We start from the raw sequence: 16,012 nt of genomic DNA, 5'->3' as shown, positions 1-16,012 counted from the left end.
CAGTCCAGCGGGAGCAAGCTCCCTCGCCACAGGTTTTTTGTCAGACGTCGATCAACGACGACCGAGCAACAAGCCCACCACCAGACCGAAACCGGCGGAAATCGCTACGGTCTGCCATGGATGGCCGCCAATGTAGCTCTCGGTGGCCTCGACCGCCGGTTTGGTGCGCTCACGCACGCTCGAAACAGAATCCAGCGCCTGTTGCAGTTTCAGGGCGATTTGTCCGCGCAGGGTCTCGGCTTCTTCGCCCACCAGTGAGGCGCTGCTCTTGAGCAGTTTGTCGGACTCTTCGATCAAAGCCTGAAGTTCGCTGAATGCCTGATCCTTGATTTGGTCTTCGACGGCTTGCACGCGGGATTTGCGGGCCATTGGGTGACTCCTTGCAGATGGATGAACAGTGATCAATGGAGTGTGGCGCTGACTGAAAAGTTGCACTGATTTTAGGTGCGAAAGAAAAACCTGCGCCGGAGATTTCCCTCGAGCGTGTAAGATGTCGCCATTTTACGCAGCAGGTATTTCCCCATGAGTTTCAATCTGGCCGACAAATCCCTCGCCGAGCGCGCTGCGCTGGAAGACGAGAAATCCCGTCTGTTCGAACTCTGGCAGAACAATCTGGGCAAAGCCAAAGGCGAGGCCGCGCGGTTGTTCGGCGAACGCTCCAAGCGCAAGGGCAAATGGGCCGAGTGGGTGCGCGCCGAGCTGGATGGCATGTCCCCGCCGGAATTCGCCAACATGGTGCGCAGTGAGGTCAATCGACTGATGGCGGCCAACAAGTAATAGCGGCTCAGTCGGTGTTGAAGCACCCGACAATCGCCTCACGCACCTTGATCACCACCGGATCGATCTGCGTGCTGGTGCGCCAGCCCAGTTCGATCGGATAGCGCGGCAACGCCAGCGGGCAGGGCAGCAGCACCAGCCCGCTGAGCTCGGCAATGGCCTGGGCGGCATGGCGGGGGATGGTTGCCACCGCGCCGCTGCCCCTGAGCAAATGCGGCAGCGCCGCAAAGTGCGTGGTCGAGGCGCAGACCCGCCGGCTCAGGCCCAGCGCCGCCAGCCCCTCATCGGTGATGCCGATAAAACCGCCCGAGGACACCAGAATGTGCTCGCGGGTGACGAACTCCGGCAAATCGATGTTCTGTTGGCCGGGTGCCAGACTGCCCGGATCGACCAGACACGCATAATCCCCTTCACCCAGTACCTGACGGCTGAGCAGGCGCTCGGCAAAACCACCGGCGGTGATCGCCAGGTCGATGCTGCGCTCCATCAAAGCGCGGGCGACGATCTGGCTGTGGGTCTGGCGGAAGATCAGCCGCAGCTTTGGCGCGCTGCGAGCGATGGCTTCGATCAGGCGCCGGCCATAAGCGATTTCGAAATCATCCGACAGGCCCACGGTGACTGATCGGCCGTCATAGTGGTGGGCCGCCGGATCGACCATCGCCAGGCTCTGCCGACATTTGTTCAGCGCCTCGCTGACCACCGGTTTCAGTTGATTGGCCTTGAGCGTCGGCGCCAAGCCACGGCCGGTGCGCACGAACAACTGATCGCCATACACCTCGCGTAACCGGCGCAACGCCGCGCTGACCGCCGATTGCGTCACGCCCAGACGCAGCGCGGCGCGGCTGGCGCTGGACTCTTCATGCAGGGCTTCGAAGACTTTCAGCAGGTTAAGGTCGACGGTTGCGATATTCATTTGGCTCATATCATTCAGCAGTGAATCGGTCTTTATTCATGATCCCGCGCCACCGCAGAATCGGCAACACTTGAACCCGATGGAGTGACCGCAATGCCCAAATCAATCGTCGCCGCCCTGCAGATCGGCGCCTTGCCCGGTGGCAAGGCTGAAACCCTGGAACAGATCCTCAGCTGGGAAGCCGCGATCAGCGAGTCCGGCGCGGCACTGGTGGTGATGCCTGAAGCGTTGCTCGGCGGTTATCCGAAAGGTGAGGGCTTCGGCACGCAGTTGGGTTATCGCCTGCCCGAAGGCCGCGAGGCCTACGCCCGCTACTTCGCCAACGCCATCGATGTGCCGGGAGCAGAAACCGAGGCACTGGCCGGTTTGTCGGCGCGCACCGGGGCCAATCTGGTGATCGGCGTGATCGAGCGTGCCGGCAGCACGTTGTATTGCACGGCGCTGTATTTTGATCCGCAGGCGGGGCTGGTGGCCAAGCATCGCAAACTGATGCCGACCGGCACCGAACGGTTGATCTGGGGCAAGGGCGATGGCTCGACGCTGCCGGTACTCGACACTCAGGTCGGTAAACTCGGTGCGGTGGTGTGCTGGGAAAACATGATGCCGCTGCTGCGCACGGCGATGTACGCCAAGGGCATTGAAGTCTGGTGCGCGCCGACCGTGGATGAGCGCGAGATGTGGCAGGTCAGCATGCGTCACATCGCCCACGAGGGCCGTTGCTTTGTGGTCAGCGCCTGTCAGGTACAGGCCTCGCCGAACGAGTTGGGCGTGGAGATTGCCAATTGGCCGGCGGACCGTCCGTTGATTGCCGGTGGCAGCGTGATTGTCGGGCCTATGGGCGATGTGCTGGCCGGTCCGTTGCGCGGGGAGGCGGGGTTACTCACGGCTGAGATCGATACTGACGAGCTGGTGCGGGCGCGGTATGACTATGACGTGGTTGGCCACTATGCGCGGCCGGATGTGTTTGAGCTGTCGGTTGATGAACGGGCTAAACCGGGCGTGCGTTTCACCGCATAACTTCGGGCTGATTGAAAAACCTGTGGGAGCTGGCTTGCCAGCGATGGCGGACTGTCAGCAACGACGATGTTGGCTGATGCGGCCCTATCGCTGGCAAGCCAGCTCCCACAGGTATTTATGAGCGGTTGCAAAATTGTGTATTTACCACGTCGCAGCAGTAGCTTTCGGCAAACTCAGCTTACCGCTGTCGACAAATCGCATGGTGCCGAACACGCCGCCCGCGAGTTTGCCGCGCAGCACGTAGGGCAGGTTGTCGAGGGTTTGTGTCTGGCTCAGGCCGAGGGTCTGGCGCAGGACAGAAAATGCAGAAACGCTGACCGGCACGCTGACCACGGTTTCCGAGAAGCGCGGGATCGAGCCGCTCTGATCACTGACGCCCGATGCCAAGGGACGGCCATTGACCTCCAGATCCAGGGCGATGCCGTTGTAGTCGATGGCGGTTTCGTTGGGATTCTGCACCCGCAACTTGATCGCGAAGCGCACTTCCAGATCCTGGCTCGGCAACGGTTCGAGGCCGACCACGTTGATGTTCACTGGATCTCGATTGGGAAACAGCGCGCAGGCGCTCAGGGACAACAGCAGCAGGGACAGGATGACGGCGTGGACGCGGCGCATAAACAGTCTCTCAACAAAAAAGGGCTGAACCGTTGCCGGCTCAGCCCTTTTTTCATGGCGCAGCGATCAACGGTTCAACTGTGCGACCGCCGCTGCAGATGCAGGTTCAGCTTTGGCCGGCAGATCGGGGTTTTCCATGACCTGCAGAATCGACGCTTCCGGATCGAAATCGTCTTCTTCCAGCTCAATGAATTCTTCCGGCAGGAAGATATTCAGCACGATAGCGCACAACGCACCGACGGTGATCGGCGATTCGAAGATGTTACGCAGCGCTTGCGGCAACTCGCGCAGCACTTCCGGCACGGCGGCGATGCCCAGGCCCATGCCCAGGGAGATTGCCACGATCAGCATGTTGCGCCGATGCAGGCCGGCCTCGGCGAGGATCTTGATCCCGGCCACGGCCACGGTGCCGAACATCACCAGTTCGGCACCGCCGAGCACCGGTTTGGGCATCAGTTGCAGCACCGCGCCGATCATCGGGAACAGCCCCAGCAGCACCAGCAGGCCGGCGATGAAGAACGCCACGTAGCGGCTGGCCACACCGGTCAACTGGATCACGCCGTTGTTCTGCGCGAACGTGACCATCGGCATGCTGTTGAACACTGCCGCCATCGCCGAGTTGAGGCCATCGGCGAGCAGGCCGGATTTGATCCGGCGGATGTACAGCGGCCCCTTGACCGGTTGCCGCGAGATCATCGAGTTGGCCGTCAGGTCACCCGCTGCTTCCAGCGGCGAAACCAGGAAAATCACCGCCACTGGCACGAACGCCACCCAGTCGAAATTGAAACCGTACTTGAACGGCACCGGCACGCTGACCAGCGGCACTTCGGGCATCGAGGCGAAATCTACCGTGCCCATCAGCCACGCGACTACGTAGCCGAGGGTCAGGCCGATGACGATTGCGCCCAGGCGCAGAAACGGCACGTCGACCCGGTTCAGCACAACGATAGTGCCGATCACCAGCGCGGCCAGAAACACATGGCTGGCGGCGCCCAGATCGGGCGCGCCGAAGCCACCGGCAATGTCGGTCATCGCCACTTTGATCAGCGACAGGCCCATCAGGGTGATGATGGTGCCGGTGACTACCGGAGTGATCAGCATCCGCAGTTTGCCGATGAACTGGCTCAGCACCACTTCGATGAACGCGGCGAAAAAGCACACGCCGAATATCGTCGAGAGAATTTCATCGGTGCCGCCGCCCCGGGCCTTGACCATGAACCCGGCGCTGAGAATCACGCTGATAAAGGAAAAACTGGTGCCTTGCAGGCACAGCAGACCGGAACCGACCGGGCCGAAACGCTTGGCTTGAACGAACGTGCCGAGGCCCGAGACGAACAGCGCCATGCTGATCAGGTACGGAATTTCACTTTGCAGGCCGAGGGCACCGCCCATGATCAGGGTTGGGGTGATGATGCCGACGAAGCTGGCCAGCACGTGTTGCAGCGCGGCGAAGACGGTGGCGGTGAGGTGCGGACGGTCGTTGAGGCCGTAGAGCAGATCGTTGTTGCGCGGGACTTTTTCAGAGGCGGTCATGGTGTTTTGCGCGCCGTGAGGCGGGGCCGGGTCAGAAAATGGAGGCGCAGGATGCCGGAAGAGGGCGGCGAGGGCAACGAGCAAAAATTGCCTGAAAGGTCAGGTTTTATTGGTGTTGGCGGCACCCGCGCGCACTGACACACATTGTTGTGGCGAGGGAGCTTGCTCCCGCTGGGTTGCGAAGCAGCCCTCTGCATTATCCAGTCAACGGTTTTTTACGACTGCTACGCAGCCGCACGGGAGCAAGCTCCCTCGCCACAAAAGCTTAGAGGTCATGTAAACGCGCTGAGCAAATCCTCCTCAAACGCCTTCTGCGCGTCCCCCGGCACCTGAGCGCGATGCCGGGCCAGATGAAACGCCACTTCGAAACTCAATTCCCCAGGCCGCAACGCGCGCAGCATGCCTTTGTCCTCCCAGACCCGCGCATAGTGATCCGGCAGATAGTCGACATGCTTGCCGGAGAGAATGAAGGCGAGGGTGCCCTCGACCTGTTCCGAACGCGCGGAAAAACGCTTGTCCGGAAACGGCTCGCCCGTGCGCATGAACCGATATGGATGATCCACCCGGTCGCAGGCCTGCAATGCCGCATCATCCGGCTCATCGACGCTGAACAGTGGATGCCCCTGCGCGCAATACAAATGCTGGGTTTCCCGGAACAGTTCGCGGTAATCGAACGCGCTCTGCACCTGCGAGAAATAACCGATGGCCAGGTCCAGACGCTGTTGCAGCAGCAGGCGCTCCATCTCTCCGGGCATGGCGCTGATCAACTCGATGCGCACCGACTCATCGCGCTCGCGAAAGCGCCGGATCGCCTCCGCCACTCGCAGCAGCACCGACTGATCAAGCGCCTCGGACAAGCCCAGCCGCACCTCACCGATCAGCCGTCCGGCGACGCCATTGGACTGATGCCGGAAAGTCTCGATGGACTGAAACAGTGTGCGAATGGCGATCAGCAGTTGCTCACCCTTGGGCGTGACGCTGAAACCGCCCTTGCCACGGCTGCACAGGCGATAGCCGAGGCGGGTTTCGAGCTTGGCCATTTGCTGGCTGATGCTCGACTGGCTCAGACCCAGTTCACCTTGCGCCGCGCTGAAGCCGCCGCACTCCACCACCCGTACGAACAGGCGCAGCAACTGCAAATCGACGTCGTGAAGCTGACCGAGCATCACATTACTCCCGGGTAAAGTCAGGTTAATTAACTTGATATTTCTGCAATGTATCCGACGGCGCATCCTGCCGCCACTTCCTCCGGTCAGGTGTTCGTCATGGCTCCCGTGTTCAAGCTGTGTTTTCCCGCGCTGTTATTGTCCGTGGCCCTCAATGCCCAGGCCGAGGACAGAACCCTCAATCTCTACAGCTGGGCCGATTACGTGCCGGCGCAGACGCTGCAGCGTTTCGAGCAGGAGACGGGCATTCATGTGCGCTACGACACCTTCGACACTTCCGAGGTTTTGGAAACCAAGCTGCTGACCGGTGGCAGCGGTTATGACGTGGTGGTGCCGTCCTCCAGCGTTCTGGCCCGAGGTCTGGCCGCCGGCGCCTTGAAGGAAATTCCCCACGAAGGGCTCAAGGGCTACGCCAACCTCGATCCTGATCTGCTGGAAAAACTGGCGGCCGTCGATCCGGGCAATCGCTACGCCGTGCCTTATACCTGGGGCACACTCGGGTTGGGCCTGAATGTCGAGGCGGTGAAAAAGCGCTTGCCGGATGTGCCGCTGAACAGCCTTGATCTGCTGTTCAAGCCCGAGTACGCCAGCAAGCTCAAGGACTGCGGGATTGCCGTGCTCGACTCGCCCCAGGAAGTCATCGGTCTGGCGCTGCACTACCTCGGTAAAGATCCCTACAGCACCGACAAAAATGATCTGGCCGCCGCCGAAGCCTTGTTGCAGAAGCTCCAGCCGTCGGTGCTGTATGTCGCCACCGGGCGGCAGATCAACGATCTGGCCAATGGCAGTGTGTGCCTGGCGCTGACCTACAACGGCGATGTGAGCATGGCTGCCGATCAGGCGCACAAGGCCAACAAACCCTATGAGGTCGCGTACCGGATCCCTCGCGAAGGCACGTTGATCTGGCAGGACAACCTGGCGATTCCCAAGGATGCGCCGAACCCGCAAGCGGCGCGGGCGTTCATCGAATTCATGCTGCGCCCCGAATCCGTGGCCGAACTGACCAACACGCTGTTTTTCGCCACCGCCAACACGGCCGCGACGCCGCTGGTGGATGAGGCCGTGCGCAACGACCCGGACATTTACCCGCCCGCCGAAATGCGCGAGCGCTTGTACGCCGACCGCAGCATGAGCCTCAAGGACATGCGTCAGCGCACGCGTCTGTGGACCACTTTCCGTAGCCATCAATAATAAAAGGAGCACACCGATGGACGTGCCGATGCTCAACGACCAAGCCATGACCCGCGACAGCCTGTACGGCACCTCTGCCGAAAGCACCTACGCCGGGATCACCAGTTTCATGCGCCGGCGCTACAGCCGTGATTTGCGCGGCGTCGACGTGGCGGTCAGCGGCGTGCCGTTCGACACCGCCACCAGCAACCGCCCGGGCGCGCGTTTCGGGCCTCGGGGGATTCGCGCCGCTTCCACCGGGATCGCCTGGGAACGGCACTGGCCGTGGACGTTCGATCCGTTCGATCATCTGGCGGTGATCGATTACGGCGACTGCGATTTCGATTACGGCTCGCCGCACACCATCCCGGAAAGCATCGAGGCCCACGCCGAGCGCATTCTTGATGCCGGCAGTGCGATGCTGACCTTTGGTGGCGATCACTTCATTACTTATCCGTTGCTCAAGGCCCATGCACGTAAGCATGGCGCGCTGTCGCTCATCCACTTCGATGCGCACAGCGACACCTGGCCGGACGAGGACGGCAAGCGCGTCGATCACGGCACCATGTTCTGGCATGCGGCCAGAGAAGGGCTGGTGGATCCGGCGCGCTCGGTGCAGATCGGTTTGCGCACCACCAATGACGATCATCAGGGCTTTGAAGTGCTTGATGCGCGTCAGGTGCATCGGCGCGGCTGCGAGGCGATTGTCGAAGCGATTCGCGCGCGGGTCGGCGACCACCCGGTGTACCTGACGTTTGATATCGATTGCCTGGATCCGGCCTTTGCACCGGGCACCGGCACTCCGGTGTGTGGCGGGTTGAGCACAGTGCAGGCGCTGGAAATCCTCGGCGGCTTGCGCGGGATCAATCTGGTGGGCATGGACGTGGTGGAAGTGGCGCCGGCCTATGACCATGCAGAAGTCACCTCACTGGCGGCGGCAACCCTGGCGATGGAAATGCTCTGCCTCTACGCCGCCCGGCACAAAGTCGACCTCTGACACCCCACAATCCCCTGTGTAGGAGCTGCCGAAGGCTGCGATCTTTTGATCTTTAAAACAAAATCAAAAGATCGCAGCCTCGTTGCACTCGACAGCTCCTACAGGGATATATACTGCCGCGCATGACTTTCGACTCTCCGTTAAGCGCCTGGCAACACGCGATCGAGCACAAGGGTTTCATCCAGGATGAAGCCCAGGAGCACGCGGTCTGGGCCTTGCAAAAATGCCATGAAGCCTTGCATACCGGTGCCCGTTCGGTCATCGGCGTGTACTTGTGGGGGCCGGTCGGGCGTGGCAAGACCTGGTTGATGGATCAGTTCTATCAGAGCCTGCGAGTGCCGGCCCGGCGTCAGCACTTTCATCATTTCATGGGCTGGGTGCACCAGCGCTCGTTCCAGCTGACCGGCATCGCTGATCCGCTGCGCGCGCTGGCCAAAGAGCTGGCAGCCGAGGTGCGGGTACTGTGCTTCGACGAACTGTTCGTCAATGACATTGGCGATGCGATCATCCTCGGGCGTCTGTTTCAGGTGATGTTCGACGAAGGCGTGGTGATCGTCTGCACCTCCAACCTGCCGCCGGATGAGCTGTACGCCGACGGCTTCAACCGTGATCGCTTTGTCCCGGCGATTGCCGCGATCAAGGCGCACATGCAGGTTGTCGCGGTGAACGGCGCCGAGGATCATCGCCTGCATCCGGGCGCGGTCGAGCAGCGTTATTTTGTTGCTGAACCAGGGCAGGGCAGTGCGCTGGACAAGGTTTTCCAGGCACTCAACGCCGGGCAACCCGCCAGCGCAGAACCGGTGACTGTCGGCCATCGCGTGTTGAATGTGGTGCAGGCCAGCGCTACGGTTTTATGGTGCCGCTACGCCGATCTCTGCGAGCAACCGTTCGCCGCGATGGACTTCATCGCATTGTGCGACGGCTATCGGTCTATTCTGTTGAGCGAGGTGCCGAACCTCAGTGCGCAGAAACGCGAAGGGCGCATCGCTCGCGGCACCGAGGATGGCTCGGCGCAGGTGGTGGCCGGCGACCGTGAGTTGCCGCAATTGTCGGTACATGACGACGGGGTACGCCGCTTCATTGCCTTGGTCGACGAGTGTTACGACCGTAAAGTCCCGCTATACATTGAGGCTCAGGTGCCGATGGAGGCGCTGTACACCGAGGGTTATCTGGAATTCCCGTTCCGGCGCACCCTCAGCCGTTTGCAGGAGATGCAGCTGCAGCGTTTTGCCGAATCCTGAGCGCAGAGGGCGCGAGCATGAGCCAACCGCTGTCGCATCATTTACTGACCATGGCTTACCAGAACGCGTGGGCCAATCATCGCTTGGGCAAGGCCTGGCGACAGCTCGACCCTAAAGCGCTGGCAGCGCCGCGAACGAGCTTCTTTCCGAGCATCAGCCTGACGCTCAATCACATCCTGACCTGCGACTGGTTCTACGTCGATGCACTGGAGCGTGAGTTGCGCGGTGACGAACCGCATCCCGACTGCTACGTGTTTTTCACCCACGACGAGCCATTTACCGAGGCCGCAGCATTGCGCGAGGAACAGGCGCACGTGGACCGCCGGCTGATCGCCTATTGCGAGCAATTGCGCGATGCCGATCTGGGGCGGATCGTCACCATCGCCCGTGAAACGCCACAGCATGACAGTCGCTTGCGCATGCTTTCGCACCTGTTCGAGCATCAGATTCATCATCGTGGGCAGGTGCATGCGATGCTCAGCGCGACCTCGGTCAAACCGCCGCAGCTGGATGAGTTTTTTTGCGCCGGTGAGAGCGGGTTGCGGGCTCAGGATTTTGCCGAGCTGGGGTGGACGGAAGAGCTGATCTGGGGGCGCTGAAGCCTGGAAATCAAAAGATCCGGTTGTGGCCCGCAACATCCTCGCGTTAAGGTCGAGCAGCCTTTCAGGTGCGCACCTTGCCCGCCGGGGCCATGATCGGGGATGGAAATGGATTCCGCAGAAATGCTTGTGCTGCAAGCCAGTTACACCAATCCACTGCACGCCGAAGCCATCGGCATCGTGCTCAATCATTACGCAGAAGACCCCATGGGCGGCGGCCATTCACTTGCCCCTGAACTGCTGCGTCGCCTGCCTGGAGAACTGGCGCGCAGGCCGCACGCCTTTAGCGTGTTGGCGTTTGTCGGCGGTGAGCCCGCAGGGCTGGTGAACTGCTTCGAAGGGTTCTCGACGTTCGCCTGCAAGCCGCTGGTCAATGTGCATGACGTGGCGGTCGTGAGCAAATTTCGCGGTCTCGGCCTGAGCCAGAAAATGCTGCGTAAGGTCGAGGAGATTTCCCGTCAGCGCGGATGCTGCAAGATCACCCTGGAAGTGCTCGAAGGCAACGAGGTGGCACAGAATTCCTACCGCAAATTTGGCTTCGCCCCCGGCATGTTCGACCCGGAACATGGCCGCATGCTGTTCTGGATCAAGGATCTGCAGGCATAAAAAAAGGCGCCCCAAACAGGGCGCCCAACTGTCGTCTCCGAGGCCAGAGCGGAGCCATCGGAGGTCCATCGGTTGCTCGGTGAATCAGTCGCGATAAGACTCGGTGACTTGTGCGGTCTGATCGTCCGGAACCTTCAGTTCCGGGGTTTTTGCATCGGTCGGCTGTTCGCTTGGCGCGTGGTGGACCGGGAAGTTGTCGTAGTAATGCCGCATGCGTTCGGCGCCGCCCTCGGCAAAGGCGCTGGCGGAACCGAGGGCGAGTAGCCCGGCAAGAATGGCGGTGGTGGTTTTCATGGTGCCTCCTACTGAAAAACGTGGGAGCCGTTCGTCCATGAAGCAGATCTCGGGGCACAGTGTCCCGGCGGGGAATTAACTCGGGGTTAACAGCGGTGGCGAGGGGATTTGGTGACGCGTTGCGCGTCACCGAGAGAGTGGGGCCGCTTCGCGACCCATCGGGGTTGAATCCCCTCACCACAGGGGTTTTGTTTGCGTGGATTGATCAGAGTTTCCAGTCCAGGCTCAGGGTTACCGTCCGCGGGTCGCCCCAGTACACGCCATTGTAGAAGCCGACGTTGTCGTAATACTTCTTGTCGAACAGGTTGTCGACGTTCAGCGACGCCGACAGATGCTTGTCGAACTCATAGCGCGACATCAGCTTGACCACGGTGTAGGCCTCCTGATTGATCCGCGACCGCTCGGTGATGATCCGGCCGTTGGCGCCGCGCCCGACCGGGCGGTTGGCTGCGCCATAGACGTCGCTCTGCCAGTTCACCGCGCCCCCGACGGTCAATGCGTGCCAGTTGCCCGGCAAGCGATAGGCCGTGGACAGCCGCAGCATGTTCAGTGGTTGAGCGGTGTTGCTGCGCTGTTTTTCGCCGTCGACGGAGTGGGTATAAGTGTAGCCGGCGGTCATGTTCCAGCCGTCGAGAATTTCGCCGGACACTTCGGCCTCAAAGCCATTGACCTTGCTGCCCTTGCCACCGGACTTGAAAAACTCCTCGCCGCTCACCGGGTCCGGGGGTACCGAGTTGTCACGCTCGGCGACGTTGTCCTGTTTGCTCCAGAACACTGCCGTCGCCAGGTTCAGGCGTTCGTCGAGCAGGCTGCCTTTGAGCCCGACTTCGTAGTTGCTGCCAATCACCGGATCGAGGTAATTGCGGTTGCTGTCGCGCTTACTCTGCGGCTTGAAAATGTCGGTGTAGCTGACGTAAGCCGTGTACTCCGGCGTCAGGTCGTAGAGCAGGCCGGCGTAGGGCGTCCAGATATCATTCTGGCGTTGATGGGTGGCATCGGTGCTGGTCAGTTTTTGCTGCGCATCATAGTAGTAATCGGTGCTGGATTCGTCCCAGCTGCCATAGCGGCTGCCGATGACGGCATGCAGCTCATCGGTCAGGCTCAGGCGGGTCGCGAGGTAACCGGCCTTTTGCCGAGTGATGCCTCGCGCGCCCGGCAGGCCGGTAACGGTGTCGGCGAATTTGCCGATGTCACCCATGTATTTCCAGTCGCGGATCTTGCCGTAGTCGGCGGCTTGGGGGCTGTTGAAGGCGTAGGGCGAAGTCGAGCGGTTTTCCGCCTCGCCGTAGCCGAACATCATCTCGTGTTCGCGGCCGAACAGCTGGTACGGCCCTGACAGGTTGAAGTCGTACACGCTCATTTTCTGCGTGCCGAGCATGTGCCCCATGTAGGCAGTCATGCCGCTGCGGTCGGCCTCGGGGAAACCGGAGCCGCCGTAATAGACCTTGCCATCGGTATCACTTTCGCGGTGGGTGTAGGCAGCTTTCAACTTCCAGCCATCACCCAGTTGCTGGTCAAGGGTGACGAACGCGGTCTTGTCCTTCAGCGGCCAGGAACTCCAGGACGTCGCCATGTTGGTCGACCGGCCGAGGCCAGCCTTGCTGCCGTCGGCGTTCCAGTACGGCACGGTGCCCCAGGAGGTGCCCTGAACCTGCTTGTCCTGATAGTCGTAACCGACGGCAAGCACCGTGGAGTCGGTCAGATCAGCTTCGAGAATGCCGTAGCCGACCTCGCGCTGCAGCGCGTATTTGTCACGGAACGACTGGCTGTCGCGATAGGCCAGCACGGTGCGCCCGCGCAGCCGACCATCGAAGGCCAGCGGCCCGCCGACATCGACATAGCTGTAGTAATTGTCGTAACTGCCGCCGCTGACTCCGGCCAGTGCCTGCCACTGGGCAGTCGGGCGCTTGCGCACCATGTTGATCGTCGCTGAAGGATCACCAGCGCCGGTGGTCAGGCCGGTGGCGCCGCGTACTACTTCGATGCGGTCGTAGATGATGGTGTCAGAGTCTGACTTCATGCGCCCGAAGGTGTTGAGCATTCCGTCGATCTGGAAATTGTTGATCGGGTAACCGCGCGCCGAATAGCTGACCCGATCCGAGTCGTTGTGCTGCACGACGATGCCGGTGGTCTGGCGCATGGCTTCGGACAATGTACCGAGCTTGAAATCATCCATCTGCTGGCGCGTGACCACGGACACCGATTGCGGGGTTTCCTTGATCGACAGGTTCAGCCGCGTCGCGGTGCTCATCGCGCCAGTGGTGTAGGACTCGGTGTTTTCGGTGTTGAGGCCGAGGCCTTCAGCGCTGACGCTGGTGGCGTCCAGTTCCAGCGCCTGGAGGGCGGACTGTGGCGCCGTTTCAGGGTCGGTTTCAGCCAGCAGATCGGGACTCAACGCCATGCTGAACAAGCCGACAGTCAGGGTCATGGAACGGGTAATGGGCGCGAACATCGCAGCCGACTCCTTGTCTTCGAGGGAAAAAATCCGTTGGTTCAGAGACGAGGTGCAGCCCGGCGATTTAGTAACAAACGAGAAATATTATTATTTGGAGATGTTTCCCGAGATCACCGGTCCGCGCGAAAAGCTGCGCACAGCGCTTGCCCAATGGACGGCGGCGGGTATGCTGTTGGCCTGCCGAGGAGATAGCAATGGCCTACGATTTTGACCTTTATGTGATTGGTGCCGGTTCCGGCGGTGTACGTGCGGCGCGCTTCGCCGCCGGTTTCGGTGCGAAAGTGGCGGTGGCCGAGAGCCGTTATCTGGGCGGCACCTGCGTCAACGTCGGCTGCGTGCCGAAGAAACTGCTGGTGTACGGCGCGCATTTTGCCGAAGACTTCGAACAGTCGTCCGGATTTGGCTGGAGTCTGGGTGAGGCGAATTTCGACTGGGCGACCCTGATCGCCAACAAGGATCGCGAGATCAATCGCCTCAACGGCATTTATCGCAACCTGCTGGTCAACAGCGGCGTGACCCTGCACGAAGCCCACGCGAAGATCGTCGGCCCGCACGAGGTCGAGGTCAACGGTGAGCGCTTCACCGCGAAAAACATTCTGATTGCCACCGGTGGCTGGCCGCAGATCCCGGAAATTCCGGGGCACGAACACGCGATCAGTTCCAATCAGGCGTTCTTCCTCAAAGAGCTGCCGAAGCGGGTGCTGGTAGTCGGTGGTGGTTACATCGCGGTCGAGTTCGCCGGGATTTTCCACGGCCTCGGCGCGAACACCACGCTGCTGTATCGCGGTGATCTGTTCCTGCGCGGTTTCGATGGCTCGGTGCGCAAGCATCTGCAGGAAGAACTGACCAAGCGCGGCATGGATCTGCAATTCAACGCCGACATCGCGCGCATCGACAAACAGCCAGACGGCAGCCTCAAGGCGACCCTCAAGGATGGCCGCGTGCTGGAAGCCGACTGCGTGTTCTACGCCACGGGCCGGCGTCCGATGCTGGACAACCTGGGGCTGGAAAACACCGATGTGCAGCTCACTGACAAAGGTTTCATCAAGGTCGACGAGCAATACCAGACCAGCGAGCCGTCGATTCTGGCGCTGGGCGATGTGATCGGGCGGGTGCAATTGACGCCGGTGGCACTGGCCGAAGGCATGGCGGTGGCGCGGCGCTTGTTCAAGCCTGAGCAATACCGTCCGGTGGATTACAAGATGATCCCGACCGCCGTGTTCAGTCTGCCGAACATCGGCACTGTCGGCCTGACAGAAGAAGAGGCGCGGGACGCGGGCCATGAGGTGGTGATTTACGAGAGTCGCTTCCGCCCGATGAAGCTGACGCTGACCGAATGTCAGGAGAAAACCCTGATGAAACTGGTGGTCGACGGCAAGACCGACAAAGTCCTCGGTTGCCACATGGTCGGCCCGGACGCGGGGGAGATCGTCCAGGGTCTGGCAATTGCACTGAAGGCTGGTGCGACCAAGCGTGACTTCGACGACACGATCGGGGTGCACCCGACGGCCGCCGAGGAATTCGTCACCATGCGAACGCCGGTCGGCGCTTAAGCGTCCTTGGCTTTGGCTTTGGCTGTGTCTGGCGCTGCCGCAACGGTAGCCGCCAGACGCAAGCTGTCTTCGAGGCTGGCCTGAGTCTTGGTCAGTTCTTTCTCCAGTGACTGATTGAGCTGCCGCTGTTCGTCGGCATCCTGTTTCAGCGTCTGACTTTCCAGCAGGGCCACGCGCAGGCGTTCCTGGAGGAGGGTGCGTTCGCTGTCGACGCGAGTCGCTTGCTCCAGCAACTGATCCTGACGCTGGTTGCTGTGCTTGAGCTGATCCTGCAGCAGGCTCAGCTCGCGCTGAGTGCCACGGTTTTCCGTGAGCAGGCGTTCGTTGTCGCGGTGCAACTGAGTGATTTCGTCCTGACGTACCAGCGCACTTTGTTGCGCCTGGCGTAGCTCCATCTGCAACTGCTGGAGCTGGCCTTCGTGACGGGCCTGTTCCTGCTCGCGCTGCTCTTTGCTGGCGTTGCGGTAATGCTCAAGGGCATCGCGGGCGTGCAGGTGCTTTTCTTCCAGCGAGCGGATCTGCTCGTCCTTGTCCTGCAGGCGCAATTCGAAATCAGCCAGCGCCTGATTGAGTCCGGCGTTGCGGGTTTGCTCGGTCTGCAGCATCGAGCGGGTTTCTTTCAACGCCTCGGACTCGCGGGCCAGTGCCGCGCCTTGGATGTCGTGCTGTTGCTCCAGTTGCTCGAGTGCCTGGCGTACCTGTTTGAGCTCCGACTCCAGGGTTTCGCGCTGCTCTTCGAACTGCTCGCGAGCCTGTTCGATCGGCTCTTGCGCCTGCTCTTTCAGGCGCTGGGCGAGACGCGAGACCAGTGCGGTCAGCTCATCATTGATCGGCTCTGCGGACGTTTCGACCGGTTGGCTGCCGTCATCCAGCTCTTTTAGATAGCGATGGATCGTGGTTTTCGAACCGGTGTTGCCCAGTTCGATGCGTACTGCATCGATGCTGGGGTGTTCGCCCCGGGCCAGAATCGCTGTGCGCGCGATCTGCACCACTGCTTTGTTTACGCCACCACGGGCCATGTGAACTCCTACCATTACGTACTGTGGTACATGCCACCAAAGTACGCAGTGTACCAT

Annotated in this window: 17 protein-coding genes; 9 read left to right on the top strand and 8 right to left on the bottom strand. The window is 61.1% G+C overall.

Annotated elements, in window-relative coordinates; translation table 11 throughout:
* Positions 1–51: 51 nt before the first annotated feature.
* Positions 52–369 (bottom strand): YqjD family protein, encoded by a 318-nt coding sequence (locus ABV589_RS01700; RefSeq protein WP_007961870.1) that lies wholly within the window; start codon positions 367–369, stop codon positions 52–54.
* A gap of 153 nt (positions 370–522) precedes the next feature.
* Here ABV589_RS01700 and ABV589_RS01695 point away from each other — a divergent pair, with 153 nt between their 5' ends.
* Positions 523–777: a hypothetical protein gene (locus tag ABV589_RS01695; protein WP_003224595.1), complete on the top strand. Its 255-nt coding sequence runs from the start codon at positions 523–525 to the stop codon at positions 775–777.
* A gap of 7 nt (positions 778–784) precedes the next feature.
* On the opposite strand, the gene ABV589_RS01690 is transcribed toward ABV589_RS01695, so the two are convergent.
* Positions 785–1,699, bottom strand: coding sequence for a LysR family transcriptional regulator (locus ABV589_RS01690; protein WP_367084611.1), 915 nt, complete (start codon positions 1,697–1,699; stop codon positions 785–787).
* Between the two features lie 84 nt (positions 1,700–1,783).
* On the opposite strand from ABV589_RS01690, the gene ABV589_RS01685 reads away from it, so the two are divergent.
* Entirely contained in the window at positions 1,784–2,707 is a 924-nt protein-coding gene (locus tag ABV589_RS01685; protein ID WP_367084610.1) for a carbon-nitrogen hydrolase family protein, read from the top strand.
* A 141-nt stretch (positions 2,708–2,848) separates the two neighbouring features.
* Here the strand turns inward: ABV589_RS01685 and ABV589_RS01680 are convergent, their stop codons facing one another.
* The 3 genes from ABV589_RS01680 to ABV589_RS01670 all read right to left on the bottom strand — a co-directional run bounded on the left by ABV589_RS01680 (position 2,849) and on the right by ABV589_RS01670 (position 6,021).
* Positions 2,849–3,322 carry an LEA type 2 family protein gene (locus ABV589_RS01680; protein ID WP_367084609.1) on the bottom strand — a complete coding sequence of 158 codons (474 nt, stop codon included), beginning with the start codon at positions 3,320–3,322 and terminating at the stop codon, positions 2,849–2,851.
* 66 nt (positions 3,323–3,388) lie between these two features.
* A complete protein-coding gene (locus ABV589_RS01675) occupies positions 3,389–4,855 on the bottom strand; it encodes a nucleobase:cation symporter-2 family protein (protein WP_139055892.1) in 1,467 nt (488 codons plus the stop codon).
* Positions 4,856–5,127: 272 nt separating this feature from the next.
* Entirely contained in the window at positions 5,128–6,021 is an 894-nt protein-coding gene (locus ABV589_RS01670) for a LysR family transcriptional regulator (protein WP_367084608.1), read from the bottom strand.
* A 99-nt stretch (positions 6,022–6,120) separates the two neighbouring features.
* On the opposite strand from ABV589_RS01670, the gene ABV589_RS01665 reads away from it, so the two are divergent.
* The 5 genes from ABV589_RS01665 to ABV589_RS01645 all read left to right on the top strand — a co-directional run bounded on the left by ABV589_RS01665 (position 6,121) and on the right by ABV589_RS01645 (position 10,634).
* On the top strand, positions 6,121–7,212 hold the full coding sequence (locus ABV589_RS01665; protein WP_367084607.1) for a polyamine ABC transporter substrate-binding protein: 1,092 nt from the start codon (positions 6,121–6,123) through the stop codon (positions 7,210–7,212).
* A gap of 16 nt (positions 7,213–7,228) precedes the next feature.
* The gene (speB, locus tag ABV589_RS01660) at positions 7,229–8,188 is read left to right on the top strand and encodes an agmatinase (RefSeq protein WP_367084606.1); all 960 of its coding nucleotides are present in this window, start codon (positions 7,229–7,231) and stop codon (positions 8,186–8,188) included.
* 122 nt (positions 8,189–8,310) lie between these two features.
* Entirely contained in the window at positions 8,311–9,429 is a 1,119-nt protein-coding gene (gene zapE / locus ABV589_RS01655) for a cell division protein ZapE (protein ID WP_367084605.1), read from the top strand.
* Positions 9,430–9,446: 17 nt separating this feature from the next.
* Complete coding sequence (locus ABV589_RS01650) at positions 9,447–10,028, top strand: DinB family protein (protein ID WP_367084604.1); 582 nt, start codon at positions 9,447–9,449, stop codon at positions 10,026–10,028.
* 108 nt (positions 10,029–10,136) lie between these two features.
* Positions 10,137–10,634, top strand: a complete 498-nt coding sequence (locus ABV589_RS01645; RefSeq protein ID WP_367086242.1) for a GNAT family N-acetyltransferase — start codon at positions 10,137–10,139, stop codon at positions 10,632–10,634.
* An 84-nt stretch (positions 10,635–10,718) separates the two neighbouring features.
* On the opposite strand, the gene ABV589_RS01640 is transcribed toward ABV589_RS01645, so the two are convergent.
* A complete protein-coding gene (locus ABV589_RS01640) occupies positions 10,719–10,928 on the bottom strand; it encodes a hypothetical protein (RefSeq protein ID WP_367084603.1) in 210 nt (69 codons plus the stop codon).
* A 205-nt stretch (positions 10,929–11,133) separates the two neighbouring features.
* Positions 11,134–13,380, bottom strand: coding sequence for a TonB-dependent siderophore receptor (locus tag ABV589_RS01635; protein ID WP_367084602.1), 2,247 nt, complete (start codon positions 13,378–13,380; stop codon positions 11,134–11,136).
* Here ABV589_RS01635 and ABV589_RS01630 point away from each other — a divergent pair.
* Together ABV589_RS01630 and gorA are read left to right on the top strand one after the other, a co-directional pair.
* Positions 13,367–13,594 carry a hypothetical protein gene (locus tag ABV589_RS01630; RefSeq protein WP_367084601.1) on the top strand — a complete coding sequence of 76 codons (228 nt, stop codon included), beginning with the start codon at positions 13,367–13,369 and terminating at the stop codon, positions 13,592–13,594. The genes ABV589_RS01635 and ABV589_RS01630 overlap by 14 nt on opposite strands.
* Positions 13,578–14,936, top strand: coding sequence for a glutathione-disulfide reductase (gorA, locus tag ABV589_RS01625; RefSeq protein WP_367084600.1), 1,359 nt, complete (start codon positions 13,578–13,580; stop codon positions 14,934–14,936). Before ABV589_RS01630 ends, gorA begins: the two co-directional genes overlap by 17 nt.
* On the opposite strand, the gene ABV589_RS01620 is transcribed toward gorA, so the two are convergent.
* Positions 14,933–15,955: a DNA-binding protein gene (locus tag ABV589_RS01620; protein ID WP_367084599.1), complete on the bottom strand. Its 1,023-nt coding sequence runs from the start codon at positions 15,953–15,955 to the stop codon at positions 14,933–14,935. The two genes, gorA and ABV589_RS01620, sit on opposite strands and share 4 nt — an antisense overlap.
* Positions 15,956–16,012 lie beyond the last annotated feature (57 nt).

Origin of the sequence: Pseudomonas sp. HOU2, from assembly GCF_040729435.1 — a bacterium.
Taxonomy (GTDB): Bacteria; Pseudomonadota; Gammaproteobacteria; order Pseudomonadales; family Pseudomonadaceae; genus Aquipseudomonas.
This window is presented reverse-complemented; position numbering and strand designations above follow the sequence as displayed.

Coding starts and splice junctions, on each gene's coding strand:
- ABV589_RS01630 (WP_367084601.1), top strand. CDS start 13,367: ATGGGCGCGAACATCGCAGCCGACTCCTTGTCTTCGAGGGAAAAAATC.
- ABV589_RS01640 (WP_367084603.1), bottom strand. CDS start 10,928: ATGAAAACCACCACCGCCATTCTTGCCGGGCTACTCGCCCTCGGTTCC.
- gorA (WP_367084600.1), top strand. CDS start 13,578: ATGGCCTACGATTTTGACCTTTATGTGATTGGTGCCGGTTCCGGCGGT.
- zapE (WP_367084605.1), top strand. CDS start 8,311: ATGACTTTCGACTCTCCGTTAAGCGCCTGGCAACACGCGATCGAGCAC.
- ABV589_RS01645 (WP_367086242.1), top strand. CDS start 10,137: ATGGATTCCGCAGAAATGCTTGTGCTGCAAGCCAGTTACACCAATCCA.
- ABV589_RS01675 (WP_139055892.1), bottom strand. CDS start 4,855: ATGACCGCCTCTGAAAAAGTCCCGCGCAACAACGATCTGCTCTACGGC.
- ABV589_RS01670 (WP_367084608.1), bottom strand. CDS start 6,021: ATGCTCGGTCAGCTTCACGACGTCGATTTGCAGTTGCTGCGCCTGTTC.
- ABV589_RS01695 (WP_003224595.1), top strand. CDS start 523: ATGAGTTTCAATCTGGCCGACAAATCCCTCGCCGAGCGCGCTGCGCTG.
- ABV589_RS01690 (WP_367084611.1), bottom strand. CDS start 1,699: ATGAGCCAAATGAATATCGCAACCGTCGACCTTAACCTGCTGAAAGTC.
- ABV589_RS01680 (WP_367084609.1), bottom strand. CDS start 3,322: ATGCGCCGCGTCCACGCCGTCATCCTGTCCCTGCTGCTGTTGTCCCTG.
- ABV589_RS01620 (WP_367084599.1), bottom strand. CDS start 15,955: ATGGCCCGTGGTGGCGTAAACAAAGCAGTGGTGCAGATCGCGCGCACA.
- ABV589_RS01635 (WP_367084602.1), bottom strand. CDS start 13,380: ATGTTCGCGCCCATTACCCGTTCCATGACCCTGACTGTCGGCTTGTTC.
- ABV589_RS01700 (WP_007961870.1), bottom strand. CDS start 369: ATGGCCCGCAAATCCCGCGTGCAAGCCGTCGAAGACCAAATCAAGGAT.
- ABV589_RS01665 (WP_367084607.1), top strand. CDS start 6,121: ATGGCTCCCGTGTTCAAGCTGTGTTTTCCCGCGCTGTTATTGTCCGTG.
- speB (WP_367084606.1), top strand. CDS start 7,229: ATGGACGTGCCGATGCTCAACGACCAAGCCATGACCCGCGACAGCCTG.
- ABV589_RS01685 (WP_367084610.1), top strand. CDS start 1,784: ATGCCCAAATCAATCGTCGCCGCCCTGCAGATCGGCGCCTTGCCCGGT.
- ABV589_RS01650 (WP_367084604.1), top strand. CDS start 9,447: ATGAGCCAACCGCTGTCGCATCATTTACTGACCATGGCTTACCAGAAC.